Annotated in this window: 28 protein-coding genes; 13 read left to right on the forward strand and 15 right to left on the reverse strand. The window is 53.5% G+C overall.

Translation table 11 applies throughout. The annotated features are described in order from the left end of the window. Positions 1-810: a 23S rRNA (guanine(745)-N(1))-methyltransferase gene (rlmA, locus tag GKC68_RS09815; RefSeq protein WP_028723454.1), complete on the forward strand. Its 810-nt coding sequence runs from the start codon at positions 1-3 to the stop codon at positions 808-810. Here the strand turns inward: rlmA and GKC68_RS09820 are convergent. From GKC68_RS09820 to GKC68_RS09840, 5 genes are all read right to left on the reverse strand, one after another. After that, on the reverse strand, positions 807-1,265 hold the full coding sequence (locus tag GKC68_RS09820; protein WP_028723455.1) for a DUF986 family protein: 459 nt from the start codon (positions 1,263-1,265) through the stop codon (positions 807-809). The two genes, rlmA and GKC68_RS09820, sit on opposite strands and share 4 nt — an antisense overlap. An 89-nt stretch (positions 1,266-1,354) precedes the next feature. Further along, positions 1,355-2,200 carry a PTS mannose transporter subunit IID gene (locus GKC68_RS09825; RefSeq protein WP_013026024.1) on the reverse strand — a complete coding sequence of 282 codons (846 nt, stop codon included), beginning with the start codon at positions 2,198-2,200 and terminating at the stop codon, positions 1,355-1,357. A gap of 15 nt (positions 2,201-2,215) precedes the next feature. After that, complete coding sequence (locus GKC68_RS09830) at positions 2,216-3,016, reverse strand: PTS mannose/fructose/sorbose transporter subunit IIC (RefSeq protein WP_028723456.1); 801 nt, start codon at positions 3,014-3,016, stop codon at positions 2,216-2,218. 44 nt (positions 3,017-3,060) lie between these two features. Then, the gene (gene manX, locus GKC68_RS09835) at positions 3,061-4,035 is read right to left on the reverse strand and encodes a PTS mannose transporter subunit IIAB (RefSeq protein WP_342656787.1); all 975 of its coding nucleotides are present in this window, start codon (positions 4,033-4,035) and stop codon (positions 3,061-3,063) included. 351 nt (positions 4,036-4,386) lie between these two features. Beyond that, a complete protein-coding gene (locus GKC68_RS09840) occupies positions 4,387-4,515 on the reverse strand; it encodes a hypothetical protein (protein ID WP_258378975.1) in 129 nt (42 codons plus the stop codon). A gap of 21 nt (positions 4,516-4,536) precedes the next feature. Here GKC68_RS09840 and GKC68_RS09845 point away from each other — a divergent pair, with 21 nt between their 5' ends. Next, positions 4,537-6,105 carry a TerC family protein gene (locus GKC68_RS09845; RefSeq protein ID WP_028723458.1) on the forward strand — a complete coding sequence of 523 codons (1,569 nt, stop codon included), beginning with the start codon at positions 4,537-4,539 and terminating at the stop codon, positions 6,103-6,105. An 82-nt stretch (positions 6,106-6,187) separates the two neighbouring features. On the opposite strand, the gene GKC68_RS09850 is transcribed toward GKC68_RS09845, so the two are convergent. The 4 genes from GKC68_RS09850 to pabB all read right to left on the reverse strand — a co-directional run bounded on the left by GKC68_RS09850 (position 6,188) and on the right by pabB (position 11,436). Further along, positions 6,188-7,750, reverse strand: a complete 1,563-nt coding sequence (locus GKC68_RS09850; RefSeq protein WP_028723459.1) for a cyclic diguanylate phosphodiesterase — start codon at positions 7,748-7,750, stop codon at positions 6,188-6,190. Positions 7,751-7,962: 212 nt separating this feature from the next. After that, positions 7,963-9,327 carry an L-serine ammonia-lyase gene (locus tag GKC68_RS09855; protein WP_028723460.1) on the reverse strand — a complete coding sequence of 455 codons (1,365 nt, stop codon included), beginning with the start codon at positions 9,325-9,327 and terminating at the stop codon, positions 7,963-7,965. 186 nt (positions 9,328-9,513) lie between these two features. Continuing rightward, positions 9,514-10,077: a CoA pyrophosphatase gene (locus tag GKC68_RS09860; RefSeq protein WP_028723461.1), complete on the reverse strand. Its 564-nt coding sequence runs from the start codon at positions 10,075-10,077 to the stop codon at positions 9,514-9,516. After that, positions 10,078-11,436: an aminodeoxychorismate synthase component 1 gene (gene pabB / locus GKC68_RS09865; protein WP_342656788.1), complete on the reverse strand. Its 1,359-nt coding sequence runs from the start codon at positions 11,434-11,436 to the stop codon at positions 10,078-10,080. A gap of 109 nt (positions 11,437-11,545) precedes the next feature. Here pabB and GKC68_RS09870 point away from each other — a divergent pair, with 109 nt between their 5' ends. Next, positions 11,546-11,731: a YoaH family protein gene (locus GKC68_RS09870; protein WP_028723463.1), complete on the forward strand. Its 186-nt coding sequence runs from the start codon at positions 11,546-11,548 to the stop codon at positions 11,729-11,731. A gap of 14 nt (positions 11,732-11,745) precedes the next feature. On the opposite strand, the gene GKC68_RS09875 is transcribed toward GKC68_RS09870, so the two are convergent. Then, positions 11,746-12,090 (reverse strand): RidA family protein, encoded by a 345-nt coding sequence (locus GKC68_RS09875; RefSeq protein ID WP_342656882.1) that lies wholly within the window; start codon positions 12,088-12,090, stop codon positions 11,746-11,748. A 44-nt stretch (positions 12,091-12,134) separates the two neighbouring features. Here GKC68_RS09875 and GKC68_RS09880 point away from each other — a divergent pair, with 44 nt between their 5' ends. The 6 genes from GKC68_RS09880 to rnd all read left to right on the forward strand — a co-directional run bounded on the left by GKC68_RS09880 (position 12,135) and on the right by rnd (position 18,933). Next, on the forward strand, positions 12,135-12,410 hold the full coding sequence (locus GKC68_RS09880) for a hypothetical protein (protein ID WP_342656912.1): 276 nt from the start codon (positions 12,135-12,137) through the stop codon (positions 12,408-12,410). 112 nt (positions 12,411-12,522) lie between these two features. Then, positions 12,523-14,433: an ATP-dependent DNA helicase gene (locus GKC68_RS09885; RefSeq protein WP_028723464.1), complete on the forward strand. Its 1,911-nt coding sequence runs from the start codon at positions 12,523-12,525 to the stop codon at positions 14,431-14,433. 45 nt (positions 14,434-14,478) lie between these two features. Beyond that, positions 14,479-15,177 (forward strand): tRNA (adenosine(37)-N6)-threonylcarbamoyltransferase complex dimerization subunit type 1 TsaB, encoded by a 699-nt coding sequence (gene tsaB, locus GKC68_RS09890; protein WP_028723465.1) that lies wholly within the window; start codon positions 14,479-14,481, stop codon positions 15,175-15,177. A gap of 60 nt (positions 15,178-15,237) precedes the next feature. After that, positions 15,238-15,831, forward strand: coding sequence for a Slp family lipoprotein (locus GKC68_RS09895; protein WP_028723466.1), 594 nt, complete (start codon positions 15,238-15,240; stop codon positions 15,829-15,831). Positions 15,832-16,035: 204 nt separating this feature from the next. Then, entirely contained in the window at positions 16,036-17,712 is a 1,677-nt protein-coding gene (fadD, locus tag GKC68_RS09900; protein WP_342656883.1) for a long-chain-fatty-acid--CoA ligase FadD, read from the forward strand. A 99-nt stretch (positions 17,713-17,811) separates the two neighbouring features. Then, the gene (gene rnd / locus GKC68_RS09905) at positions 17,812-18,933 is read left to right on the forward strand and encodes a ribonuclease D (protein ID WP_110145575.1); all 1,122 of its coding nucleotides are present in this window, start codon (positions 17,812-17,814) and stop codon (positions 18,931-18,933) included. Between the two features lie 51 nt (positions 18,934-18,984). Here rnd and minE read toward each other — a convergent pair whose 3' ends face one another. From minE to minC, 3 genes are read right to left on the reverse strand one after another with little or no spacing between them, the layout of a single operon-like run. Beyond that, positions 18,985-19,254 carry a cell division topological specificity factor MinE gene (minE, locus tag GKC68_RS09910; protein WP_010616394.1) on the reverse strand — a complete coding sequence of 90 codons (270 nt, stop codon included), beginning with the start codon at positions 19,252-19,254 and terminating at the stop codon, positions 18,985-18,987. 3 nt (positions 19,255-19,257) lie between these two features. Next, complete coding sequence (minD, locus tag GKC68_RS09915; protein WP_014593844.1) at positions 19,258-20,070, reverse strand: septum site-determining protein MinD; 813 nt, start codon at positions 20,068-20,070, stop codon at positions 19,258-19,260. A gap of 33 nt (positions 20,071-20,103) precedes the next feature. Next, on the reverse strand, positions 20,104-20,802 hold the full coding sequence (minC, locus tag GKC68_RS09920) for a septum site-determining protein MinC (RefSeq protein ID WP_013026006.1): 699 nt from the start codon (positions 20,800-20,802) through the stop codon (positions 20,104-20,106). A 154-nt stretch (positions 20,803-20,956) separates the two neighbouring features. On the opposite strand from minC, the gene GKC68_RS09925 reads away from it, so the two are divergent. The 3 genes from GKC68_RS09925 to GKC68_RS09935 all read left to right on the forward strand — a co-directional run bounded on the left by GKC68_RS09925 (position 20,957) and on the right by GKC68_RS09935 (position 22,706). Continuing rightward, on the forward strand, positions 20,957-21,232 hold the full coding sequence (locus GKC68_RS09925) for a YcgL domain-containing protein (RefSeq protein WP_013026005.1): 276 nt from the start codon (positions 20,957-20,959) through the stop codon (positions 21,230-21,232). A gap of 304 nt (positions 21,233-21,536) precedes the next feature. Continuing rightward, positions 21,537-22,196, forward strand: a complete 660-nt coding sequence (locus GKC68_RS09930) for a fumarylacetoacetate hydrolase family protein (RefSeq protein ID WP_028723469.1) — start codon at positions 21,537-21,539, stop codon at positions 22,194-22,196. Positions 22,197-22,259: 63 nt separating this feature from the next. Next, on the forward strand, positions 22,260-22,706 hold the full coding sequence (locus GKC68_RS09935) for a YcgN family cysteine cluster protein (RefSeq protein WP_058705666.1): 447 nt from the start codon (positions 22,260-22,262) through the stop codon (positions 22,704-22,706). 41 nt (positions 22,707-22,747) lie between these two features. On the opposite strand, the gene dsbB is transcribed toward GKC68_RS09935, so the two are convergent. Then, positions 22,748-23,278 carry a disulfide bond formation protein DsbB gene (gene dsbB, locus GKC68_RS09940; protein ID WP_064366996.1) on the reverse strand — a complete coding sequence of 177 codons (531 nt, stop codon included), beginning with the start codon at positions 23,276-23,278 and terminating at the stop codon, positions 22,748-22,750. A gap of 380 nt (positions 23,279-23,658) precedes the next feature. On the opposite strand from dsbB, the gene fadR reads away from it, so the two are divergent. Next, positions 23,659-24,378, forward strand: coding sequence for a fatty acid metabolism transcriptional regulator FadR (gene fadR / locus GKC68_RS09945; RefSeq protein ID WP_028723472.1), 720 nt, complete (start codon positions 23,659-23,661; stop codon positions 24,376-24,378). A gap of 39 nt (positions 24,379-24,417) precedes the next feature. Here the strand turns inward: fadR and GKC68_RS09950 are convergent, their stop codons facing one another. After that, positions 24,418-25,953, reverse strand: a complete 1,536-nt coding sequence (locus GKC68_RS09950; RefSeq protein WP_028723473.1) for a SpoVR family protein — start codon at positions 25,951-25,953, stop codon at positions 24,418-24,420. Between the last annotated feature and the right edge of the window lie 194 nt (positions 25,954-26,147).

Here is a 26,147-nt window from a genome sequence, read left to right on the forward strand (position 1 = left end):
ATGTCTTTGAACTGCCCACTTTGTCACTTCCCCCTGACCCTGACTGACCGCAGCTGGCGCTGTGAAAATCGCCATCAGTTCGATCAGGCTAAAGAGGGCTACGTCAATTTGCTGCCCGTTCAACATAAAGGTTCACGTGAACCGGGCGACAGTGCAGAGATGATGCAGGCGCGTCGTGCGTTTCTGCAGGCCGGTCACTATCAGCCTTTGCGGGACAACGTGGTTGCCGTCCTTAACGAGCATCTGAACCAACCGGCTGCGCAGATTCTGGATATCGGCTGTGGCGAAGGGTACTACACGGGCGCACTGGCCAGCGAGCTCGCGCCTGAGGGCCAGGTTTATGGTCTGGATGTGGCGAAGTTGGCCGTCAGGCTGGCGGCAAAGCGTTACGCCCAGGTTCTGTTTTGCGTGGCATCAAGCCACCGCCTGCCGTTTGGTGATGCTTCGCTGGATGCGGTGGTCCGCATTTATGCGCCCTGTAACGAGACTGAACTCAGCCGGGTCATTAAATCGGGCGGCTTTTTACTCACGGTCACGCCCGGCCCTCATCATCTTCAGCAGCTTAAGGCGCTGATATACTGCGACGTTCAACTCCACGCCTCGGAAGAGAAAAGCTACCAGGGTTTTCGTCAACGGGCCCAACACCGTTTAACGTATCCCATGGCGTTGAGCGGGCAGGCTGCTACCACCTTGTTGCAGATGACGCCCTTTGCCTGGCGCGCGCGACCTGATGTATGGCAGTGCTTAGCGGAAAGTACGCAGTTTTCCTGCGATGCAGACTTTATGATCACCCTGTGGCAACGCGATTAGCGTGCCTCTACCAGGGTCTGGTAAATGCGTTCCAGATCGTCAAGCTGTTGCACGGCGATAAGCAATCGCCGCTGCTCAAGCTGCATCACTAAAATACCGTCCTCGGAAAGATTGATGCTCTGTATCTGTGGATACGCTGTCCATCTGCCGGCATAAAACAGCCCCTGACTTTTCATCAGCAATTTGGGGCGGCGCACCCAGAAAAGCCAGAACGATAAAAAGCACAGCACCATCAAAAGCGTAGTCGTGAGTTTCGGCCCTTGATGGGTCAGATTGTTCCACAACAGAATGAACAGTAAGCCAATAAAAATCAGGCTGTCTGCTTTGTGTTGGCGTTGGAGCGGAACACGTAAAAGCGCAGGGCCATGACGACGTGGCAGCACGGCTTCAACGTAAATAGCCAATAACAGAAGGGCAGCGATACAGAGGGCGATGACGATGTCGGTCAATGACATTCTTCTTCCTTTACTGAGTAAAGCCGGGCGTGAATTACGCGACCACAATCTGAAAACATCGGGAGCCGCAGCTCCCGATGTGATGCCGGTTACAGCCCGAGCAAACCAATCCAGTAGCCAAAAATACCGATAGCAAAAAAGCCCACAATGATCCACAGGGCATTGACCTTACGACGCAGCAGCCACATACAGGCGAAGGTCAGCAGGAGCGGTACAATCCCCGGCATCAGCTGATCCAGAATCGACTGCACGGTTGTCACCGTGGTTTTACCGGTTTGATCGGTGATGCGTGAAACCACCAACGGAATGTTGACGTGCGTCCACTTATTGACCAACGCCCCCATGACAAACAGGCCGAGTATGGATGCCCCCTCGGTCAGTTTTTGCAGGAAGCCGCCGCCCATATCGCTGACGATATCAATTCCCTTACGGTAACCATAAGCGACGCCGTAATAACGGGTTAACAGACGCGCCAGGTTAAACAGGATAAAGAACAGCAGCGGACCGAGCAGACTGCCGCTCATTGCAATCCCCGCGCCTAATGCCGCAAACACCGGACGAACGGTTCCCCAGAAAATCGGATCACCTACGCCAGCCAGCGGGCCCATCAGGCCCACTTTAATGCCGTTGATGGCTCCGTCATCAATCGCGGCACCGTTGGCGCGCTGCTCTTCCATTGCCATCGTCACGCCCAGCACAGGCGCGGCGACGTAAGGATGTGTGTTAAAAAACTCCAGATGACGTTTGATCGCCTGCTTACGATCGTCATTATTTTCAGGATAAAGACGGCGAATGACCGGCACCATTGAGAAACAGAACCCCAGCGCCTGCATACGTTCAAAGTTCCAGGAGCCCTGAAACAGGTTTGAGCGTAAAAACACAGCCCGTACGTCACCCGGCGTCAGTTTCTTTTCGACTTTTGTTATATCAACCATGTTGTCACCTGTTCCTTAATCGAGTTCGTTGTCGAGGTCGTTAGCTGACGGCGATGCCGCAGGCGCGCCGGCGGTGCGGTTATATTTCGGGCTAAGCTGGATATAGAGCACCGCCATCACCACGCCAATCACGCCCAGCGCAACCAGGTTAAAGCTGGTAAACGCGGCAGTAACGAAACCCAGATAGAAGAACGGCATCAGGTAGCCCGCGCGCATCATGTTGATGACCATGGCATAACCCACCACCACGATCATACCACCCGCGATGTTCAGGCCGTTGGTGACCACCTCCGGAATAGAGCTGAGCAGGGAGTGAACCGCATCCGTTCCTACCGAGATAGCCACAATCAGCGCCGGAATCGCGATGCGCATGGCCTGAAGCAGTAAGGCAGAAACGTGGATCCATGAGATTGCCGTGAGGTTGCCTTTCTCTGCCGCTTTGTCAGCCGCATGCTGAAAGGCTACGGTCAGCGTACGCACGATGATAGTCAGCACCTGACCGGCTGCCGCCAGCGGGATAGCCAGGGCGATACCGGCACCGACGCTCTGTCCACCGGCAATAACCAGAATGGTGGAGATAATCGAGGCCAGCGCAGCGTCCGGGGCTACCGCAGCACCAATGTTCATCCAGCCCAGCGCAATCATCTCCAGCGTACCGCCGATGATGATGCCCGTTTTCATATCACCCAGCACCATACCAATCAGCGTACAGGCGACTAACGGACGATGAAACTGGAACTCATCCAGGATAGAACCCATCCCGGCAATACAGGCGATGATAAAGATTAATACAATTTGAAGTGTGGTTATTTCCATCATACTGCTTGTCCTCTACAGGATAGAAAAAGACAGCTGGCGCGTTATGCGCTCACCTTTGCCACCAAATCCATCATTTTTAGTTTTGGATCGCCCGAAACTTTACGCACCTCCAGTTCGATGTTGCGCGCGTTGAGCTGGCGAAATGCGGCGATATCTTTTTCATCGACCGAGACGGCATTGTTGACCTGGGTTTTACCCTGGCGAAAAGCCATGCCGCCAATGTTAACGCTCTTGATATCAACCCCTTGCTCAACAATCCGCAGGACATCCGTCGGGTTGGTAAACAGCAGCATGACCCGGTCCCGGGCATATTTGGGGTTATTCCAGACGCGCACCATCTTATCGACGCCTACCACATGCGCGGTGACGCCCGGCGGGGCCACCTGGGTTAACAGCGTTTTGCGCACGTTGTCGTTGGCCACTTCATCGCTGACAACGATAATGCGGCTGACATTGGTTTCCTTGGTCCAGCGTGTAGCGACCTGCCCATGAATCAGGCGGTCGTCGATGCGCGCCAGGCAAATAATCATATGGTCGTCGGGGGTGAGAGGACGACTGGCAGGCGGGGCGCTGGGCGGGGTGGAAGGCGAGGCGGCAACCGTTGCGGGTTTTTCTTCAGGTTGTGCTTTTAACGCTCTGACGCCTTCGCGACCGGTTTCTACCGCAACGGCCACCAGTTCGTCAAAAGACGGGTTATCGTCCCGCGCCATCAGGGTTTCCACCAACATAGGAATGTTTACCCCGGCGACCACCTCATAATGTGTTTTATCAACGACCAGCCGGCTGGCTGCATTGAAAGGGCTGCCGCCCCAGGTATCAACCAGAAAAAGCACGCCCTGTGAGGTGTCCAGTTCTGTTAGTCTTGCCTGATATTTCTCAATCAGCGTGTCCGCGTTTTCTCCTGGGACAAAATCGACCCATCCCACATTGTCCTGTTCGCCTAAAAGCATCTCTGCCGTTTTTAGCAGTTGCTCCGCTGCCCAGCCGTGTGTACCAATTACAAGAGCAATGGTCACGTGCTACCTCCGTTCGCTTGTTAGTTCCTCATAACCTGAGGAACCGTTAAGAATTATCGCGTTAACAATATCCAAATCTTGTTAATGTGATTTAACCTGACTTCAACATTGCAGGGATAACTAACTCACTACGTGATGCCGGATTTATTTTAGTGTCCGAAAAAATAAATTTTGTGATATTGGTTGGTTATTTCAGCATGAAAGAGGGAAGTTGGTTTTTTATGACACGTCCATGCCGCCTGATGAAAATGTAAAAACAGGAAAATTTTTTGACCTCGTTGTACGAACTGATACATTAGCGATCTGTTTATTATTCAGGAGTAGCGGGCAGCAGCCCACCCTTATGGATCGTCACCGACGTTGCTTAACCTTGTCTTTGCGCTCTTCAGCGCGCCAGTTCACGCCAAACCGCGTTTTCTCTGCTTTTCCGGGCTTCTCTCTGTCACGTCTTTCGACGCTGGCATGCCTTAGCGTAATCACATCCTTTTTCTGGAGTCACTAATGGAATTTCTGTTCGACCCCTCAATTTGGGCGGGATTGCTCACGCTCATCGTGCTGGAAATCGTACTCGGCATTGATAACCTGGTCTTTATTGCCATTCTTGCGGATAAGTTGCCGCCTAAGCAGCGTGATAAAGCGCGGTTAATTGGTCTTTCTCTGGCACTGGTGATGCGCCTGGGGCTGTTGTCGCTTATCTCCTGGATGGTAACCCTGACGCGCCCTCTGTTCAGCGTGGGGGATTTCAGCTTTGCCGGACGCGATCTGATTTTGCTGGCAGGCGGGATATTCCTGTTGTTTAAGGCCACCATGGAACTGCATGAGCGGCTGGAAAACCGTCAGCTGGAAAACAGCGGTAACCGTAGCTACGCCAGCTTTTGGGCGGTGGTTACCCAGATTGTCATCCTGGATGCGGTCTTCTCACTGGATGCCGTGATAACCGCGGTAGGGATGGTGAATAACCTGCCGGTCATGATGACTGCGGTCGTGATTGCGATGGTGGTGATGCTACTGGCTTCCAAGCCGCTAACCAAATTCGTTAACGCGCATCCTACTGTTGTGGTGCTGTGTCTGAGTTTCCTGTTGATGATCGGCCTGTCACTGGTCGCTGAGGGCTTTGGTTTTCATATTCCGAAAGGCTATCTGTATGCGGCGATTGGTTTCTCGATTCTTATCGAGTTGTTCAATCAGATTGCCCGTCGCAACTTCCTTCGTCATCAGTCCCATCGCCCCATGCGTGAGCGCACCGCCGAGGCCATTCTGCGCTTGATGGGTGGACGTAACCGGGTGCAGAGCGCGCCTGCGAGCACCGAAGAGCAGGCGATTGCCGTCGCGATGCCGCAGGAAGCGTTTAAAGATGAAGAGCGCTACATGATTAACGGCGTACTGACGCTGGCGTCACGTTCCATCCGCAGCATTATGACACCGCGCGGCGATATCTCGTGGGTGGATGCCAACCGTCCTGTGGATGAAATTCGTATTCAACTTCTGGATACGCCGCACAGCCTGTTCCCGGTGTGTCGGGGTGAACTGGATGAGATCATCGGCGTGGTCAGGGCTAAAGAGCTGCTGGTGGCACTGGATCACGGCGTTGACGTCGCGACCTTTGCCGCCAGCACGCCGACGATTATTGTGCCGGAAACGCTTGACCCGATTAACCTGCTTGGCGTGCTGCGTCGTGCCAAAGGTAGCTTCGTGATCGTGACTAACGAGTTTGGTGTGGTGCAGGGCTTAATTACGCCGCTGGACGTGTTGGAAGCGATTGCCGGTGAATTCCCGGATGAAGATGAAACGCCGGATATCATCATGGATGGCGACGGCTGGTTAGTGAAAGGCGGCACTGACCTGCATTCTCTGCAGCAGCTTCTGGACTTCCATGAGCTGGTGAAGCCGGAGGAAGATCATGCTTCACTGGCTGGTTTGTTGATTGCGCAAAAAGGGCAGTTACCCAAGCCCGGCGACGTGATCGATATCGAACCGCTGCACTTTCAGATTATCGACGCGACGGAGTACCGCATTGATCTGGTGCGTGTAACCAAAGATCAGCGTGACGACGACGAAGAAGAAGGTTAAGGCCACGCCTGAAGATAAAACGCATCACGGAGTGATGCGTTTTTTTTGCGCGGAACAAACGTGACGGCACACTTTTAACGCATTACAGCCCGAGAGAGAGCTGATGCTGACGTAACCATTCCGGAAAATCCTCCAGCGGCATGGGGCGGGCAAAGTAATAGCCCTGTAAATGTTCCACGCCCCGATCCCGCAGGTAATGGGCCTGCTCCTCGGTTTCAACGCCTTCCGCAACCAGACTAATGTTCAGGCGCTGTGCCAGAGAAATCACCATATCCGTCACGGTGGCGTTGATGGCATCTGTGCCAATTGACGCGGTAAAAATTTTATCCAGCTTTAACACGTCTGGCTGTAAATCTTTGAGGTAGGACAAAGAGCTGTGCCCGGTGCCGAAATCATCAATCGCCAGACGTACACCAATGTTGTGCAGTTGAGAAATTACGGCCTGATCGACGACGGGCAGCGCATCACGTTCGGTTAATTCAACAACCAGCGTGGGAACGGGCTCGGCGGGCCACCAAAGCGTTTGCAGGTCTTCCAGAATGGCGCGATCGCGGAAGTGGCTGGCAGCCACGTTAATGGCAATATGAAAATGAGGGCTATGCGGAAGGTCGGGTAAGGCTTCGACAACGCGATTCAGTACAAAGCGGGTCAAAGGCTTAATCAGATTTTGACGCTCAACAAGAGGGATAAAGACGTCAGGCGGAATCCAGCCCTGTCGAGGATTGTGCCAACGCAACAGTAGCTCAATGCCTTCACACTCAGACGTGCGGGCATTGATCAACGGCTGGCAGTACACCATAAACTCCCTGGCCGTAATGCCGTAACTAATCTGCCAGCTCAGACTCATGCGATTGGCGGTCGCCAGCCAGACCACGTAGCCAATCAATAAACTCAGCATCAGCGCCAGCGGCAACTGCGAGGGCAAAGATTTGAGCGCCAGGCGGGAAGGTGACGGACCATAGAGCGTCACGGTATAAGGATAACGCAGTGAGGCCTCGGTATAGGTGACTTCATCCTCGGAAGGCTGCGTGGACTCAATCAACGGATTACCGTATTCCAGGCTTTTACCGTTGACGTTGAAAATGGCCCGTTCAACCCAGGGCGCCTGCGGCTCCAGCAGGTACCTGCTCATTAATTCAATATTAATGGCCTGAAGAATGCCAGAACGGTTATCCAGCGTCGTTGGCGTCCACAGTAATAAAACGGGCGAACCTTTAAGCAGATAGTCATCGGTGGACAACACCATGCGCCGACCGTTAAGGGCCAGTTCGGGGTAGGTCTGACTAAATGAGATGTCCCGGGTGCCAAAAATACTGGAACAGTAGAGCGTGTCCCCATCAACCAACAGAACAGCGCGCACCGTTTGTAGTGATGAAATCTTTTCAATTAATGGAAAACGGGCATCCTGGCAGGACATACCCACCAGGCCCAGCATGTTGTTTGCTGAGACGTCGAGAGGTGAAAACATGCGATCGAAACGCGTGATCGCCGTGTCGGCAAAGCTGATTGCTCGCTGTTGAATACGTGATTTTTCTTCAAAATAGCGAAAAGCCAGCGTTAATGTAAGAACAATTGAAGCAATCACCAGCGCAATAAGCAATCGCTTACGTCTGTATTGTCCAACATATTGCTGGGCCATGAATATCAAGAATCACCTTCCCAAAACCAGAAAATAGATATAGCTGGGTTGTTATCGGCACGGCCCGAAGCAAATTTAGGACCTGAGCGTAAAATGAAAGGTCATAAAAAAGGAGAGCGACCCGAAGGTCGCTTTAGCATTGTTAATATTTATAGCAGGCAGGGCTGACTAATGCACTGGTTGAAAAGCAGAAAATTAGAAACAAATCTCAAAAAATATTAATCACACTGAACTTTAATCGCCAGCCCGCCGCGGGAGGTCTCGCGATATTTGGCATTCATGTCTTTTCCTGTCTCGTACATGGTTTCAATGACCTTATCCAGCGAAACGCGCGGCTCGCTGGTACGACGCAGGGCCATACGCGCAGCGTTGATGGCCTTCACGGAGGCAATGGCATTGCGTTCAATGCACGGCACCTGGACCTGACCCGCCACGGGATCGCAGGTCAGACCCAGATTGTGCTCCATGCCGATCTCCGCAGCGACACAGACCTGCTCTGGACTAGCACCTAACAGTTCCGCCAGACCCGCTGCAGCCATAGAACAGGCAACGCCCACTTCGCCCTGACAGCCCACTTCGGCACCAGAGATAGAGGCATTCATTTTATAAAGAATGCCGATTGCGCCAGAGGCGAGAAAATAGCGAATAAAAATATCGGGCGTGACCGGTTCGATAAAGTGGTCGTAGTAGGCCAGCACGGCTGGCACGATGCCGCAGGCACCGTTGGTTGGTGCGGTAACCACGCGCCCCCCGGCGGCATTCTCTTCATTTACCGCCAGGGCAAACATGTTAATCCAGTCAATCACGACCATGGGATCGTTAGAGTGCTTGGCAGAGGCGATCAGCAGGCGGCGCAGTGATGCGGCGCGACGCGGCACGCGCAAGGGACCGGGCAGCACGCCTTCGGTATTCAGGCCGCGATCGATACAGGCCTGCATGGTTTGCCAGACTGTTGCGAAATAGGCGTTAATTTCGTCACGCGAATGCAGTGCCAGTTCATTTTTCATCACCAGCCCTGACAGGGAAAGCCCGGTTTCACGGCAGTGTGACAACAACTCTTTTGCCGAATGGAAAGGCCAGGGAACCGAAACTTCATCCAGCGCAGACTGACCAAAATGCTCTTCATCGACAATGAAGCCGCCGCCAACGGAGTAATAGGTTTTTGACAACACCAGCAAATCGCCCGAAAACGCCAGCAGGCGCAGGCCATTTTCATGCAGAGAAAGGTTCTCACTGCGGAAGACCATGCCGCCTTCGCGAGGAAAATCGACTTCATGCGCGCCTTTCGCAACCAGCAGACGTTCCCGCTGCTGCACGTCTTTGATAAATGCAGGAATGGAGTCAATGTCTACGCTGTCAGGTGACTCACCCGCCAGGCCCATGATGATAGCGATATCGGTATGGTGGCCTTTACCGGTCAATGACAGAGAACCATAGACATCGACGGCGATGCGTGTCACCTCATGCAGTTTGCCCTGTTCAGACAACAGATCCACAAACTGCTTACCCGCTTTCATCGGACCGACCGTATGAGAACTGGATGGGCCAATGCCCACTTTAAACATGTCAAAAACCGAAATCATGGGTGACACTCCTCACAAAAAAAACTTACCCTGCCGTGGCAGTTTATGGCGCTAATAGTAAACGGCGAAGCAGGGGGAACGCGCTGCTTTTCGCATGAAATAAACTAATTAAAACCACGAAAAAAAATTATAGTGTGATATCGCGCGGAAGCCCGTAAACAGGCTTAAAAATGAAAGCTGTGTCAACTAAAACGCAATTTGCTGACTCAGTGAACGAATAATGCCTGCTGTCATACCCCAGACCAGATAATCCTGATAGCGCGACAGCCACACAGGATGGCGAACACCGGCGCGGTAGTAGTCAAGCTCTGCGTAGCGGCTGAGACGCAACGCTTCGGTCAGGGGCATTTCAAAAGTACTCACCACTTCATCCGGGTTGATGCGCAGCGCGAGGCGGTCCGGGATGATGCCTAACACAGGCGTAACCTGAAATCCTGTGCTGCTGGTCACCGCAGGCAGGCAGCCCAAAACCTCCACCTGAGCGGGTGAAATGCCGACCTCTTCCTGCGCCTCCCGCAAAGCGGTAGCCACCAGCGAACCATCCTCGGGGTCCTGCATGCCGCCGGGAAAGGCCACCTGACCGGCGTGCTTACGTAGCCCGTGTGAACGTTGTGTCAGCAGAAGACCGGGCTGCTGACGTGCAACAATGGGAATTAACACCGCCGCATGGCGCCCGAAAAGCGGCTGCGCAGGTTGCTGAGGAAGCTGCAGCAGAAAGCGGGTGCGGAAATCCGCCAGCGTCAACGCCATTCAGGCCCCTTTTTCCAGCGCGGGCAAAATGCGGCTGACCTTATCCAGGGTTTCCTGATATTCCGATTCCAGCTCGCTGTCGGCCACTAAACCGCCGCCAGCCGAACAGTAGAGGTGATGATCTTCGGCAATCAACGTACGAATCGTAATACTGGTGTCCATGCGACCACACAAACTCAGATATCCGATGCTGCCACACCAGGCGTTACGGCGTTGCGGTTCCAGTTCATCGATAATTTCCATTGCACGAATTTTTGGCGCACCCGTAATCGAACCGCCGGGAAAGCAGGCGCGTAACAGATCGCAGGCCTGCAGGTTTTCGGGCAGCGTGGCGCGAACGGTGCTGACCAGATGATGCACTGCCGGAAAGGGTTCCACCACAAACAGTTCGGGTACGCTTACGGAACCGGCCACGGCGACCCGACCTATATCATTACGCAGCAGATCGACAATCATCAGATTCTCTGCCCGGTCTTTGGCGGACGTTCGCAGACTTTCGGCCTGGGCGGCGTCACGCGCCGGATCGCTGTCACGCGGGCGCGTACCTTTAATCGGGCGGGTCGTAATGACGTGTTGATCCAGCGCCATAAAGCGCTCGGGGGAAAGGCTGAGAATGGCGCTCTCCGGCAGGCGTAAAAAGGCGCTAAAAGGCGCGCGATTAGCCTGATTCAGCAAGCAGAACGCACGCCATTCGTCACCCTGATAACCGGCCTTGAAGCGCTGTGACAGGTTGACCTGATAGCAGTCACCCGCCTGGATATAGGCCTGTACCTTGCGAAAACGTTCCGCGTAGTCATCAACGCTGAGGTTAGCGGACCATTCGCTGGTCAGTGAAAATGGCGCGCTTTCGCGTGGTGGCCAGCCTTCCAGCCAACTGAGCCGCTGCGCAACATCCTCAACAGCAACCAGGGTCAATGTCTGACGATGATGATCGGCAATTAACGCCCAGTCGTAGATGCCCACCGCCATATCCGGCGTCTGCAGATCGGCGGTGGCGATCTGAGGTAACTGCTCAAAGCGGCGTCCCAGGTCATAGCCAAACAGCCCCAGCGCGCCGCCCACAAAGGGCAAATCCGGATGGCGTGTTGGGGAGATACCCAACGCGTTGCAGTAGTGCTGCACGAGAGAGAGAGGATCGTCCTCACTGTTTTCATGGCCATGTCCATGGCGAATTTCTGTTATCCTGCCACGCGTCGTCAGTGTAGTAAGGGGATCGGCGGTCAGGATATCAAAACGGTTATCACTGTGATCGGCGTGCCCCGACGACAGCAGCATTGCCCATGGCAGATGCGCAATACGGGAAAAATAGTGCGTAAGGGCGTCAGGTGAATAACGCAGGTTATGAGTTTGAACGATCATTGAGCACAAAATCTGACATCAGTAATGCCGTTAGACTGACATATTTTTTCCTGACTGGCACCTGTTTGTTCCCCATGAAATAATGGCAGCCCTAAAGCAGGAGTAAAAGATGTTTACAGGATTACCCGCACTTTCACACGACCAGCAACAACGCGCGGTAGAACGCATTCAACAGTTAATGGCAGAGGGCATGTCCAGCGGCGAGGCGATAACCCTGGTGGCACAGGAAATTCGTGAAAGCCACACAGGAGAACTAATTCGGGCGCGCTTCGAAGATGAAGACGACGAAGGCTGACGCCCGGACAGGGGTTAACGCGCGGCGATAATTTTTATTTCGACTTTATACTTCGGATTCATCAAGGCTGCCTGAACCGTGCAGCGCACCGGGGCATCGCCGGGTGAAACCCAGGCGTCCCAGGCGCGGTTCATTGCCGCAAAATCAGCTTTATCAACCAGAAAAATGGTGGCATCCAGGATTTTGCTTTTGTCACTGCCCACGCGTGCCAGCAGGGCGTCAATCACCGCCAGCGCATTGGCGGTTTGCGCTTCGGCATCCGCATCAAGGTTTTCAGGCACGCTGGTATAATAAATTGTGTCGTTATGAACAACCGCTTCGGACATACGATGTTCGGGATCAATGCGCGTAATGCTCATCATCTTCTCCTTTTTTTTTGGACGCCTAGCCTGGCATATTCCCGATGCCATTGTCATCCATTGCAAAACGCCTGCGGGCGTCGGTCGCGCATCGCGGCCAGAAAAATGGTATAAAACGTCGCTTACCGGTTCAGGACTCTTGGGAAGAAGGCATGGCGAATACGCAATATCTGTTTTGGGTGATGTTTGGCGCACTGGCGCTGCTGTCTGTGGTGGCGTCAACTTTTGTGGGCATGTCGCGTTCGGCCAGACAGGGGTTTATTACGCTGGCGGTTTTATGGGTGATCCTGGCGGCGGGTGCGCTTTATATCAGCCATTAGCGGCATTCCCTGCATCCAGCCAGCAGGAGGGAGACGCCCGCGTCAGCAATTTCCTTAAGGCGGGAAAGACTGACATAATATACAGTGTTTTTTGCCGGAGTTGAGAGGATACGTGGCAGACGATTTTGCATCAGATGGCGCGCTGGCAAAGCGTATTACGGGGTTCAAACCGCGTGAAGCACAGCGTGAAATGGCCCAGGCTGTCACCGAGGCCGTGCAGAGCAGCGGTGAGCTGGTTGTTGAAGCGGGCACGGGGACGGGTAAGACCTATGCTTACCTGGCGCCGGCGTTGCGCGCCAATAAAAAAGTGATTGTGTCCACGGGCTCAAAAGCCCTGCAGGATCAGCTTTATGCTCGCGATTTGCCCACCATCGCTAACGCGCTAAAATTTACCGGTAAAACGGCGCTGCTTAAAGGGCGATCTAACTACCTGTGCCTGGAGCGGATGGAGCAGCAGTCTGCCACCGGCGGCGATCTGAGCGTTCAGTCGCTTACCGACCTGGTGACGCTGCGCGCCTGGGCCTCGCACACCGTCGACGGCGATATCAGCACCTGTGCAGACGTGACGGAAGACAGTCCGATATGGCCGCTGGTGACCAGTACCAACGACAACTGTCTGGGGAGCGATTGCCCGCAGTATAAAGCGTGTTTTGTCGTCAAAGCGCGCAAGAAGGCCATGGATGCCGATGTGGTCGTGGTCAATCATCATCTTTTTCTTGCCGATCTGGTGGTGAAAGAGGGGGGCTTCGGTGAGCTGATCCCTGAAGCGGACGTCATGATTTTTGACGAAGCCCATCAGTTACCGGATATCGCCAGCCAGTATTTTGGTCAGCAGATCTCCAGCCGTCAGTTAGCCGATCTGGCGAAAGACATTATCATTGCGTATCGCACTGAAGTGCGTGACGTTCAGCAACTGCAAAAATCGGCCGACAGGCTGGCTCAGTGCGCTCAGGATTTTCGGCTGGCGCTGGGCGAACCCGGCTATCGCGGAAATCTGCGGGACTTACTCAGTGATAACACCATCATGCGTATGTTCACGTTGCTCGATGATGCCCTGGAACTGTGCTATGACGTCATTAAACTCTCCCTCGGGCGTTCTGCGCTGCTTGATGCGGCCTTTGAACGCGCAGCGCTTTACCGTACGCGTCTGAAGCGCATACGATCCATCAGCGAACCGGGATTCAGTTACTGGTATGAATGCACATCGCGTCACTTTGTACTGGCGCTCACGCCGTTATCCGTGGCCGAACGCTTCCGGGAAATGATGGATGACCGCAAAGCGGCATGGATTTTCACCTCAGCGACCCTGGCCGTCGATGAAAAGATGGACCATTTTGCCGATCGGCTAGGCGTGAGCAAGGCGAAGAGTTTGATTCTCAGCAGTCCGTTTGACTACTCACAGCAGGCATTACTGTGCGTTCCCCGCAATCTGCCGGAACCGAATCGTCCCGGTGGCGCACGTCAGCTGGCTAAAATGATGAAGCCGCTGATTGATGCAAACAAAGGCCGCTGCTTCTTCTTATGTACCTCACATCTGATGATGCGTGAGCTGGCGGCCGAGTTTCGGGCCTCCATGACGTTGCCGGTGTTGGTGCAGGGCGAAACCAGTAAAGGGCAACTGCTGAAACAGTTTATCGAAAAGGGCAATGCCCTGCTGGTGGCGACCAGCAGCTTCTGGGAAGGGGTGGACGTACGTGGCGATGCGCTGTCGCTGGTCATCATCGACAAGCTGCCGTTTACCTCACCGGAGGATCCGCTGTTAAAAGCCCGCATGGAAGACTGCCGTTTGCGGGGAGGCGATCCCTTCAGTGACGTGCAACTGCCCGACGCCGTGATTACGTTGAAACAGGGCGTTGGCCGTTTGATTCGCGATACCGACGATCGTGGCGTGCTGGTGATCTGCGACCAGCGTCTGGTATCCCGGCCTTATGGCGCGCTGTTTCTTAACAGCCTGCCGCCTACTCCACGCACGCGGGATATCGCGCAGGCTATTGCCTTTATTCGTCAGCAACCTGACGCGTAATTTTGTGCTAAGATGCGCGCCGTTTTTGAATCTTCTGAGGTCGTTATGTCGGTCCGAATTTTAGCGCTGGATACAGCGACAGAAGCCTGTTCTGCAGCCCTGCTCAACGGGCAGCAGATTGATGCGCGCTTTGAGATCGCGCCGCGCGATCACACCCAACGAATTTTACCCCTAGTGGCAGAACTGCTGCAGTCTCAGCAGTTGGAACTCACAGAACTTGATGCGTTGGCATTTGGCCGTGGTCCGGGCAGTTTCACCGGCGTGCGTATTGGTATTGGAATCGCTCAGGGGCTGGCACTGGGCGCGGCGTTGCCCATGGCGGGGATCTCTACACTGGCCACGCTGGCGCAGGGCGCCTGGCGGCTGCAGGGGGCCACGCGGGTATTAACCGCGATAGATGCCCGTATGGGTGAAGTCTACTGGGCCGAGTATCAGCGTGATGAGCAGGGGCACTGGCAGGGTGAAGCGAGCGAGAGCGTACTGTCGCCCGCCGCGGCCTTGACGCGGATGCAGGCGCTGGAGGGTGAATGGTTTACTGCCGGAACCGGCTGGCAGGCCTGGCCGGATCTCCAGCAGGGCCATGCCCTTCAACTGGTTAACAGCCATGTGGAACTGCCTGCGGCAGAAGATATGTTGCCGCTGGCCGTCGCTGCTTTGCAGCAGGGCGCGACGGTATTGCCTGAAAACGCAGAGCCAACCTATCTGAGAAACGAGGTGGCCTGGAAAAAACTGCCTGGACGCTGAAACGTGACGCAACTTATTGTTATCGGAGCACTCTAAACAGCAACTTTCAGGAGAATACCCATGTCAATTCGTCGTCACGGTGTTGCCGGTCTGATACTGGCCTGCGCCCTGGTTTTAAGTGGTTGTGTTTCAGTGCCGGATAATATTAAGGGCAATTCCGCCATGCCCCAACAGGACTTATTGCGGGTGATGAAAGATCCGGCCATCTATGTCGGTCAGGAATCGCGCTTTGGCGGCAAGGTGGTTAACGTGTTCAACCGTAACGGCAAAACCCGGCTGGAAATAGCGACGCAGCCGCTGGATGAGGGCGCGCGTCCCGTGCTGGGCGCCAGCTCTGTGGGTCGCATCTATGCCGACATTCCCGGCTTCGTCGATCCGACGGATGTCAAAGATCAGTTCGTTACGGTGCTCGGTACGATCAAGGGTACGGAGCAGGGCAAAATTGGCGAGGCCACCTATCAGTTTGTGGTCATTGACGTTCGTGGCTATCAGCGCTGGCATCTGACGCGCCAGATTGTTGCACCTCCGCAGCCCATTGACCCGTGGATTTGGTATGGCCCGACGCGCCATCGTGGGGGCTACTGGGGACCCAACCCGTACTGGGGAATGTATAACAGCGGGCCCGCACAGGTTGAAACTATCCTGACACAGTAAGCATCATCTTTTTTATTCAGCCCGGTAGCGGTGCTCGCTGCCGGGCTTTTTATTTGTATTGTCTGCAAAGACGAAATTTAGTGATGGACTTCGCAACCTCAACATGACAAGAAGAGCAAACTGGTACAATCAGTTAAAATATTGTTAACAAATGCGATTGTCGAGGCGGCGATGAGTACACAACAAGATTATCGGGGTGAATCCTTGAATAAGGTTTGGCTAAAACGCTACCCGGCAGACGTCCCTGCCGAAATAAATGCTGATCGTTACCGCTCTCTGGTTGATCTGTTTGAGCAGGCCGTTGCCCGATACGCCGTGCAACCTGCTTTTTACAACATGGGTCAAAAGATGACCTATCGCCAACTGGACGAAAAAAGTCGCGCCTTTGCCGCCTATCTGCAACATGAGTTAAAACTGAAACAGGGCGACCGTGTTGCCCTGATGATGCCGAATCTGCTGCAATATCCGGTTGCGCTCTTTGGCGTTTTGCGGGCCGGAATGGTCGTGGTCAACGTCAACCCACTCTATACGCCGCGCGAATTAAAACACCAACTTAATGACAGCGGTGCCAGCGCGATCGTTATTGTCTCTAACTTTGCGCATACGTTAGAAAAAGTCGTCAGCGAGACCGCGATCAAACACGTTGTTCTGACCCGGATGGGCGACCAGCTTGCACCGGTCAAAGCCACCCTCGTAAACTTTGTGGTGAAGTATGTGAAGCGACTGGTACCAAAGTACCATTTGCCGGGTGCGATAGCGTTTCGCCACGTACTGGAAGCCGGGGAGAAAATGCCGTATCAGCGCCCGGAAGTCAGTAATGAGGACCTGGCGTTTCTGCAATACACGGGCGGCACGACCGGCGTGGCGAAAGGTGCCATGCTGACGCACCGGAATATGCAGGCAAACCTCGAACAGACGAAAGCCACCTACGGCAAGCTGTTACGGGATGGCAAGGAGTGTGTTGTTACAGCGTTACCGCTTTACCATATCTTTGCGCTGACTGTTAACGGCTTGCTATTTGTTGAGCTGGGTGGGCAGAATCTGCTGATCACCAATCCACGTGATATTCCTGGTTTTGTCAAAGAGATCGCGAAATATCCGTTTACCGCCATTACCGGCGTGAATACGTTGTTTAACGCACTGCTTAATGACGATGGCTTTACCAAACTCGATTTTTCTACCCTGCGCCTCTCTGCCGGGGGCGGCATGGCGGTACAAAAGGCGGTCGCTGAGCGCTGGGAAAAACTCACCGGCCACTATTTACTGGAAGGCTACGGTCTGACCGAGTGCTCGCCGCTGGTCTCCGTCAATCCTTATGATATCAGCTGCCACACGGGCAGTATTGGCTTACCGGTGCCCTCTACGGACGTGATCATTCTGGATGAAAACGGCAATGAGGTGCCAACCGGAGAGCCCGGCGAATTGTGCATCCGTGGTCCGCAGGTGATGCATGGCTACTGGCAGCATCCGGAGGCCACGGCAGAAGTCCTGAAAAATGGCTGGCTCCACAGCGGGGATATTGTTACCGTTGACCACGAAGGATTTATCCGTATCGTGGACCGCAAAAAGGATATGATTCTGGTGTCAGGTTTCAACGTCTATCCGAATGAAATTGAAGACGTTCTGATGCAGCATCCCAAAGTGCGCGAAGCGGCTGCAATTGGCGTGCCCAGCGAACTGTCGGGCGAGGCGGTGAAGGTTTGTGTGGTGAAGAAAGATCCCTCGCTGACCAAAGAAGAGCTGATCGATCACTGTCGTCGTCAGCTCACCGGCTACAAAGTGCCGAAAATCGTTGAGTTCCGCGATGAACTACCCAAAACGAATGTAGGAAAAATTCTGCGTCGTGAATTGCGCGACGAGGTGAAAACCCACGGGGGTTGATTCACCGTCAGGATTCAGGTTGTACGCCGGCGCTGTCCGGCGTTTTTATTGCTTTTAACATGGAGCACCGCACGTTGTCGGCTGCGGTGAAAACTGAACGTGAACTATTCCCTGATCGATAACGATGATCGCCTGGCCGACGTGTGCAACAAAGCACGCCAGCATACGGCCGTCGCCCTGGATACGGAATTTGTCCGTACCCGTACCTACTATCCACAGCTGGGACTGATTCAGCTGTTTGATGGCGAACAGCTGGTGTTGATCGATCCGTTACCTGTCCGTGACTGGTCACCGTTTATCGAACTGTTAACGGATACCCGCGTCACGAAATTTTTGCACGCGGGCGGCGAAGATTTGGAAGTCTTCCTGCACCGTTTTGCTGTACTGCCACAGCCGATGATTGATACTCAGATTCTGGCGGCCTTTAGCGGTCAACCGCTTTCCTGGGGATTTGCCTCCATGGTGGCGCACTTTACTCAGGTCGAATTAGATAAGAGTGAGGCGCGCACGGACTGGCTGGCGCGTCCGCTGACGGAACGGCAGTGCCAGTATGCCGCTGCCGATGTGCATTACCTGTTACCGATTGCGCATCAACTCATGCAACAGGTTGAGCAGGCAGGGAATATGGGCGCGGCGCTGAGCGAATGTGAAAACCTGTGCCAGCGTCGGCTGGATAGCTTAGCGCCAGAAGATGCCTGGCGCGATATCACCAATGCCTGGCAGTTACGTCCGCGCCAGCTGGCTGCGCTGCAACGCCTTGCTGCCTGGCGGCTCAGGGTTGCCCGAGAAAAAGACATGGCAGTGAATTTTGTGGTGCGGGAAGAGAACCTGTGGAAAGTCGCACGTTTCATGCCGGGCTCGCAGGGTGAGTTAGATCACCTGGGCTTATCTGGCCATGAGATTCGTTTTCACGGCAGGGCGATGCTGGCGCAGGTCGCAGACGCAGCCGGACTGGCTGAAAGCGAGCTGCCGCCGCCGTTAAGCAATCTGGTCGATCATGTGAACTATAAGCGGGCGTTTAAAGCGATCAAAGCACTGGTGCTGCAGGTAAGTGAGCAGAGCGGATTTAGTCAGGAGCTGTTGGCATCGCGCCGACAGATCAATCAGGTACTGAGTCAGCACTGGGGGCTGAAGCCACAAAACCGCGAACCTGAACTGTTAACAGGCTGGCGAGGCGACGTGCTGAAACCCGGCATTATGTCCATCCTTGCCGAGATGTAAGACATTTCCCCTGCCAGTACAGCGCAGGGGAAAATCAGGAAACGGTCAACGTCATTTAGGCACGTCTTCCGTTTCAGGTAGCGTGACGTTCAGTTCCAGAATGGAGATATCATCCCCTTTCTGATCGAGTTGAACCGTCACCATGTCCGGATCAATCTTCACGTACTTGCAAATCACTTCAAGAATGTCGCGCTTAAGTTGCGGAAGATAGTGGGGCTCACTGTCGCCCCTTCTCCGTTCTGCCACAATAATCTGTAGCCTTTCCTTGGCTATGTTGGCAGTGTTCTTCTTCCGGGATAAAAAGAAATCAAGTAATGCCATGGTTTATCCCCCGAACAGGCGTTTCAGGAAACCCTTCTTCTCTTCTTCAATAAAGCGGAAGGGGCGACTTTCACCGAGTAACCGGTCAACGGTATCGGCATAGGCTTTACCAGCATCAGACTCACCATCGAGAATTACCGGCTCACCCTGGTTGGAGGCACGAAGAACCGACTGGTCTTCCGGGATGACGCCGACCAGAGGAATACGCAGGATTTCCAGAACATCTTCCATGCTCAGCATATCGCCACGATTCACGCGGCCAGGATTGTAACGGGTCAGCAGCAGATGCTCTTTAACCGGTTCCTGGCTGGTTTCCGCACGGCGGGATTTGGAAGAAATAATACCGAGAATACGGTCAGAGTCGCGTACAGAGGAAACTTCCGGGTTCGTGGTGATAATGGCTTCGTCGGCAAAATAGAGCGCCATTAACGCACCGGTTTCGATGCCGGCCGGCGAGTCACAAACGATGAAATCAAACGCCATCTCTGCCAGATCGTTCAGCACCTTCTCAACACCTTCGCGGGTAAGGGCGTCTTTGTCGCGGGTCTGCGAGGCAGGCAGAATATAGAGTTGTTCTGTGCGCTTATCACGAATCAATGCCTGGTTCAGCGTGGCATCACCCTGAATGACATTAACAAAATCATAAACCACACGGCGTTCGCAGCCCATGATTAAATCAAGGTTACGCAGGCCGATATCAAAGTCGATGACAACCGTTTTTTTGCCTTTCTGCGCTAAACCGGTGGCGATGGCCGCGCTTGACGTGGTCTTACCAACGCCCCCTTTACCGGATGTAACTACAATAATGCGTGCCATAAATGTTGATTTCCTTAACGAAAGAAAAGGGGCCTAATTAAGTGTCTGGATAGTCAGCGCGCCGTCCTGAAGGCAGAGGCGTGCCGCTTTAGCAAAAAACGCTTCGGGGATTTGATCCATGATCCAGTACTCCCCGGCGATAGAAACCAACTCTGCTGCCAGGTTGGTGCAAAAAATCTGGCAATCTCTGTCACCGCTGGCACCTGCCAGCGCGCGGCCGCGCATCATGCCATAGATATGAATATTGCCATCGGCAACCAGTTCCGCGCCGGCGCTGACGCTGCTGGTGACAATCAAATCCGCATTGCGGGCATAGATTTGCTGACCAGAACGCACCGGCGTGTTAACGATGCGTGTTTTCGCCACCAGCGCTTCCGTCGCCACGGGTTTTGACTCCGGCTCCGGCGCTTCGCGCTTGTGGCTCTCTTTACCTTCTGCCAGCACCGGAAGACCGACGCGGGCGATCATTTTTTTCAGTGCTTCGTCTTTGCATCCACTGACGCCGACAATACGGAGCCCCGTTGCGCTGACGGCCTGCTGCATCTGTTTCCAGTTTACGGCCGCATCAAGGGCCGCAACATTCAGCACCACGGGTGCGTTTTTCAGGAAATCTGGAGCCTGGTCAATTTTGTCCTGAAGCGCTTTGCGGATCACCTCTGGCTCATGGTGATGCAAATGAACAACGGACAAGGTAAAACTGCTTCCCTTAAATTCGATTGGCGATTGCGGCATCTGTCCCGACTCAGTCCTGTTTTACTACCCTGTGCTAAGCGATCATAAAAGCATCGTTAAAGCGCGATCGGCGAATATTCGAAGTACTGCAAGCATGTTATAGTTACCGCTATATTCAAACAAGCCTCACGGCTGGTTAATTCGAGTAAAAAATATGTTTTGTGTGATCTACAGAAGTCCCGTTCGCGACCAGACTTACCTTTATGTTGAAAAAAAAGACGATTTTTCGCGCGTTCCTGAGGCCCTGCTGAAAGGCTTTGGTAAGCCTCAGTTAGCGATGGTGGTGAACCTTGCCCAGCGCGACAAACTGGCCAATGCGGACATCAATAAAGTGAAGCAGGGGTTAAGCGAGCAGGGATATTATTTGCAAATTCCACCACCCATCGAAAGTTTGTTAAAAACGCATCTTGAACTGGATAGAAAAGATTAACTCGGATTGTTCCTTTAATATAAAATTTGCAGGGCCGTCATCAGCAGATTTATATTCCCGTGAAGCTGAATAATAATTGCACAGTCGCGCCGCTGCGCCGCGCTGTTTGCAACCTGACCGGTCAGATGAAGGCGGCGACGCACAAGACGCACAAATAGCCAGGCTGACTTATTGACAATTCTCGCGCATCTGTCAGGTTTACTCATCTCAGGGATGACGGGCAGGCTGGCGACAGGTGCCGTCTGTCAGTCACCTCAACCCGCCGACATGACTGGCATTTCGGCACTCTAAGCAGGGGATTAGCATGTATCAGCATCGTAACTGGCAAGGCGCTTTGTTAGATTATCCCGTGAGCAAAGTGGTTTGCGTGGGCAGCAACTATGCGAAACACATTAAAGAAATGGGCAGTGCGACACCGACCGAGCCGGTTATCTTTATTAAGCCGCAAACGGCCTTGTGCGATCTGCGCCAGCCTTTATCTGTTCCTGATGCGTTCGGCGACGTGCACCACGAAGTTGAGCTGGCGGTACTGATAGGCACCACCCTGAAGCAGGCTTCAGAAGCGCACGTGGCGAAAGCGATCGCCGGTTACGGTGTGGCGCTGGATTTAACCCTGCGTGACCTGCAGGCAGGCTTAAAAAAAGCCGGGCAGCCGTGGGAAAAAGCGAAAGCCTTTGATAACGCCTGTCCGGTGTCGGGATTTATTCCGGTTGCTGAGTTCTCAGGCGACCCGCAGAATACCGAGCTGAAGCTGGTGGTCAACGGTGAGGTTCGCCAGCAGGGCAACACCGCCGATATGATCCACAAAATTCTGCCGCTGATTGCCCATATGAGTCAGTATTTTACCCTGCATGCGGGGGATGTCATCCTGACCGGCACACCTGAAGGCGTGGGGCCGATGCGTTCGGGCGATATGCTTGAGGTTTCTGTTGCAGGCCACGGCATCAGCACGCGAGTACTCTAAAACTTGCATCGTCGCGTCAATATCTTTATAAGGTGCGGTTTAGGCTAAATCTGGACAATCATCATGACTGAAACCCCTTTCTGGCAACATAAGCGCCTGGCACAAATGAGCGATGAGGAATGGGAGTCCTTGTGTGATGGTTGTGGTCAGTGCTGCCTGAACAAATTACAGGACGCCGATACGGATGAAATCTATTTCACCAACGTCGCCTGTAACCAGCTCAACATAAAGACCTGTCAGTGCCGTAATTACGAACGTCGGTTTGAATTTGAAGAAGACTGTATCAAGCTGACGCGCGAAAACCTGACTACCTTCAACTGGCTGCCCCGCACCTGCGCCTACCGGCTGCTGGGCGAGGGGAAACCGCTCCCGGCCTGGCATCCGCTGCGCACGGGTTCCAAAACCGAGATGCATGCTCAACGTATTTCGGTGCGCTATATTGCGGTGCGGGAAAGTGAAGTGCGTGACTGGGAAGATCATATCATTGATCGACCGGACCGTAACGGCTGAGGCACATGAATTAAAGGCTGCGAGGAGCAGCCTTTTTACCGTTAGCGACCAAATAAATCCCGGCGCTTAGGTTTTAACGGCTGCGCGATCAGAACCAAAATGCCGACCAGCAGATAGGCCGCGAAAATACCGATCATCCACTGTGGCATACTGAGCGACAGGAATTCCCACCCACGCTCTGAGCAGTCTCCGCTGGCGACGAACACCGAAGGTAGCCATTTATCCAGCGGCAACCACGTCGGAAAACGCGCGGCGAAATCACAGGTCACAAAAGGATTGGGATGCAGCAGGATCATCGTGTGTTCGTAAGACAGCCGCAGGCCTTCCCAGGCGCTGTAGATCCAGACCAGAATGGCCACCAGCCGTAAAGGCGAACGTGGCAGAAGAAACCCGATAAGCCCTGCAGCCACTACGCCAAACAGCGCACAGCGCACATAAATACACATCACACAGGGTTTAAAGCCCAAACCATACTGGAACCACAACGCCGTAAGCTCCAGGGCCAGTGCAGAGAGGGCCAGTAATAACCAGGCCCCGCGACCACGCGAACATTGGTTTAAATATCGCAACATATTGCATTCCCTGTAAACGTTAATGCCCCGCAGTGTAAACCAAAAGTCGCTGCGCGCCATCCTGCGTTGGGTAAAAATTATGTACAAACATGACCTGGCACTGATCCAGATTAATGACCTAACGAAAATTCTGATAAGCCTGTGATATTGATGTTCTTTTGCGCGTCAAAGCCCGCAGGGCGGGAAACGTTGATGTAGCAATGCGCCAGCCCAAAACCCTGAGTGAAGGCCGGCGTAAATACAGCTGCAATAATCGCGGTATTCTGTCTTAATTTTGTGCTAAACCGCGCTTTTAATCGATGTGCAGTCTGTATCCGCTATGGGGCGTCTGGTATGATGAGTGCCCATTACGATCCAGAAAGCAACGAGAACACACAGTTATGGTTATTAAGGCGCAGAGTCCAGCCGGATTTGCTGAAGAGTATATAATTGAAAGCATCTGGAACAGCCGTTTTCCGCCTGGATCCATTCTTCCTGCTGAACGTGAGCTTTCTGAACTGATTGGTGTAACACGTACCACATTGCGTGAAGTGCTGCAGCGTCTGGCGCGTGACGGCTGGCTGACCATTCAGCATGGCAAACCCACTCGCGTGAATAATTTTTGGGAAACCTCAGGTCTTAATATTCTTGAAACCCTGGCGCGTCTCGATCATGACAGCGTACCCGCCCTGATCGATAACCTGTTATCCGTCCGTACCAATATTTCTTCGATCTTTATCAGCCGCGCCTTACGCCATTATCCAGAGAAGGCTCGAGAGGTACTGGAAGCCGTAAACAGTGCTGAAGATCAGGTAGACACCTATACTGAACTCGATTACAGGGTGTTTCGCGGGTTGGCGTTCGCATCCGGCAACCCAATTTACGGCCTGATCCTGAACGGGCTGAAAGGGCTTTACACCCGCGTTGGACGCCACTACTTTTCCAACCCGGAAGCGCGTAAGGTGGCACGCGATTTTTATCAAACGCTGCTTAACCTGTGTGACAAAGAACCGACCCAGGACGAGATCGTTGAATGTGTCCGTCGCTATGGTCGTCAGAGTGGCGATATCTGGCATTCGATGCAAAAAACGCTGCCGGACGATTTAGGTAGCAAACGTTAATAAAAAAAACCGGACATGGCGTCCGGTTTTTTATTCCGCTTAAAGTGGGGCGTTACGCGGTGGATTACGGTCCAGTAGCTCCACACTCCCGTCTTCGTTTTGCTGTTCCAGAATAACGTCAAATCCCCATAATCGTTGCACGTGTTTAAGCACTTCCCGGCGGCTTTTGTCCAGCGGCGCACGGCTCTGCGGGACATAGCGCAGCGTCAGGGAACGATCGCCGCGCAGGTCGACGTTGTACACCTGAATGTTGGGCTCCAGGTTACTCAGGTTGTACTGAGCTGAGAGCTGTTGACGAATCGCACGGTAGCCCGCCTCATCGTGGATGGCAGCGATCTCCAGAAAGTTATTACGATCGTCATCCAGTACGGTAAACAGTCGGAAATCACGCATAACCTTTGGCGACAGGAACTGACTGATAAAACTTTCATCCTTGAATTCCCGCATTGCAAAATGCAGGGTTTTTAGCCAGTCAGAGCCGGCGATGTCCGGGAACCAGTAGCGATCTTCTTCGGTTGGCGACTGGCAAATGCGCTTGATGTCCTGGAACATCGCAAAACCTAATGCATAGGGGTTAATCCCGCTATACCACTGGCTGTTATAGGGTGGCTGATAGATGACGTTGGTATGGCTGTGGAGAAACTCCATCATGAAGCGCTCAGACACTTTGCCTTCATCATACAGGTGGTTCAGGATGGTGTAGTGCCAGAAGGTGGCCCAGCCTTCATTCATGACCTGAGTTTGTTTCTGGGGATAGAAATACTGGCTCACCTTACGGACTATGCGCAGAATCTCCCGCTGCCAGGATTCGAGCAGGGGCGCGTTTTTTTCCATAAAATAGAGCAGGTTTTCCTGCGGCTCTGAAGGGTAACGCGCGGCTTCAACCAGCGTGGCTTCCTTCTCTTTTCGCGGCAGCGTACGCCAGAGCGTGTTCACCTGACTCTGAAGATACTCTTCCCGGCTTTTTTGCCGCGCTTTCTCTTCCTGCAACGAAATTTTCTGGGGACGCTTGTAGCGATCAACACCGTAGTTCATCAACGCGTGGCAGGAATCAAGCAGGCGTTCCACTTCTTCAACCCCGTAACGCTCCTCGCAGTCAGAAATATAATTCTTTGCAAACAACAGATAATCGACGATGGAGCTGGCATCGGTCCAGCTACGAAACAGGTAGTTATTCTTGAAGAAGGAGTTGTGCCCGTAGCAGGCGTGCGCCATCACCAGCGCCTGCATGGTCATCGTGTTCTCTTCCATCAGGTAGGCGATGCAGGGATTGGAGTTGATCACGATTTCGTAAGCCAGGCCCTGCTGACCGTGCTTGTAGCGCTGCTCGGTTTCAATAAATTTTTTGCCAAATGACCAGTGCGAATAGTTGATGGGCATCCCCACGCTTGAGTAGGCGTCCATCATTTGCTCTGAGGTGATCACTTCTATTTGGTGCGGGTAGGTATCCAGACCGTAGAGTTTGGCGACGCGGTCGATTTCAGCGAGATAGACATCGAGCAGGTCGAAGGTCCAGTCGGGTCCATCGCTGATGCGTTTGCTGTCCATGAGTGAATCGTCAAAGATTGTTGTCATAGCGCACCTCTGTTTTGGCGAACGGGCTCACGCGGTGGGGTTGCCCGTTGCGATTTATTTAAGGCTCTTCCTGAGAAAGGGAACCCAAAAAAACTGAGTGAACATATCAATGATAGTTCACTGTCGCTTATCCGATCCGGGAACTCAAACGAATTCTTTGGCAGAAAAATCATTTCAGGTTTAAGGGGTTGGGA

Source organism: Pantoea sp. RSPAM1 (assembly GCF_038816185.1).
GTDB classification, from domain to species: Bacteria; Pseudomonadota; Gammaproteobacteria; order Enterobacterales; family Enterobacteriaceae; genus Pantoea; species Pantoea ananatis.

Bases quoted from the DNA above. Each gene is read 5' to 3' on its own strand.
- rlmA (WP_028723454.1), top strand. From the start codon at position 1: ATGTCTTTGAACTGCCCACTTTGTCACTTCCCCCTGACCCTGACTGAC.
- GKC68_RS09820 (WP_028723455.1), bottom strand. From the start codon at position 1,265: ATGTCATTGACCGACATCGTCATCGCCCTCTGTATCGCTGCCCTTCTG.
- GKC68_RS09825 (WP_013026024.1), bottom strand. From the start codon at position 2,200: ATGGTTGATATAACAAAAGTCGAAAAGAAACTGACGCCGGGTGACGTA.
- GKC68_RS09830 (WP_028723456.1), bottom strand. From the start codon at position 3,016: ATGGAAATAACCACACTTCAAATTGTATTAATCTTTATCATCGCCTGT.
- GKC68_RS09845 (WP_028723458.1), top strand. From the start codon at position 4,537: ATGGAATTTCTGTTCGACCCCTCAATTTGGGCGGGATTGCTCACGCTC.
- GKC68_RS09855 (WP_028723460.1), bottom strand. From the start codon at position 9,327: ATGATTTCGGTTTTTGACATGTTTAAAGTGGGCATTGGCCCATCCAGT.
- GKC68_RS09860 (WP_028723461.1), bottom strand. From the start codon at position 10,077: ATGGCGTTGACGCTGGCGGATTTCCGCACCCGCTTTCTGCTGCAGCTT.
- pabB (WP_342656788.1), bottom strand. From the start codon at position 11,436: ATGATCGTTCAAACTCATAACCTGCGTTATTCACCTGACGCCCTTACG.
- GKC68_RS09870 (WP_028723463.1), top strand. From the start codon at position 11,546: ATGTTTACAGGATTACCCGCACTTTCACACGACCAGCAACAACGCGCG.
- GKC68_RS09875 (WP_342656882.1), bottom strand. From the start codon at position 12,090: ATGAGCATTACGCGCATTGATCCCGAACATCGTATGTCCGAAGCGGTT.
- GKC68_RS09880 (WP_342656912.1), top strand. From the start codon at position 12,135: ATGCCATTGTCATCCATTGCAAAACGCCTGCGGGCGTCGGTCGCGCAT.
- tsaB (WP_028723465.1), top strand. From the start codon at position 14,479: ATGTCGGTCCGAATTTTAGCGCTGGATACAGCGACAGAAGCCTGTTCT.
- GKC68_RS09895 (WP_028723466.1), top strand. From the start codon at position 15,238: ATGTCAATTCGTCGTCACGGTGTTGCCGGTCTGATACTGGCCTGCGCC.
- minE (WP_010616394.1), bottom strand. From the start codon at position 19,254: ATGGCATTACTTGATTTCTTTTTATCCCGGAAGAAGAACACTGCCAAC.
- minD (WP_014593844.1), bottom strand. From the start codon at position 20,070: ATGGCACGCATTATTGTAGTTACATCCGGTAAAGGGGGCGTTGGTAAG.
- minC (WP_013026006.1), bottom strand. From the start codon at position 20,802: ATGCCGCAATCGCCAATCGAATTTAAGGGAAGCAGTTTTACCTTGTCC.
- GKC68_RS09925 (WP_013026005.1), top strand. From the start codon at position 20,957: ATGTTTTGTGTGATCTACAGAAGTCCCGTTCGCGACCAGACTTACCTT.
- GKC68_RS09930 (WP_028723469.1), top strand. From the start codon at position 21,537: ATGTATCAGCATCGTAACTGGCAAGGCGCTTTGTTAGATTATCCCGTG.
- GKC68_RS09935 (WP_058705666.1), top strand. From the start codon at position 22,260: ATGACTGAAACCCCTTTCTGGCAACATAAGCGCCTGGCACAAATGAGC.
- dsbB (WP_064366996.1), bottom strand. From the start codon at position 23,278: ATGTTGCGATATTTAAACCAATGTTCGCGTGGTCGCGGGGCCTGGTTA.
- fadR (WP_028723472.1), top strand. From the start codon at position 23,659: ATGGTTATTAAGGCGCAGAGTCCAGCCGGATTTGCTGAAGAGTATATA.
- GKC68_RS09950 (WP_028723473.1), bottom strand. From the start codon at position 25,953: ATGACAACAATCTTTGACGATTCACTCATGGACAGCAAACGCATCAGC.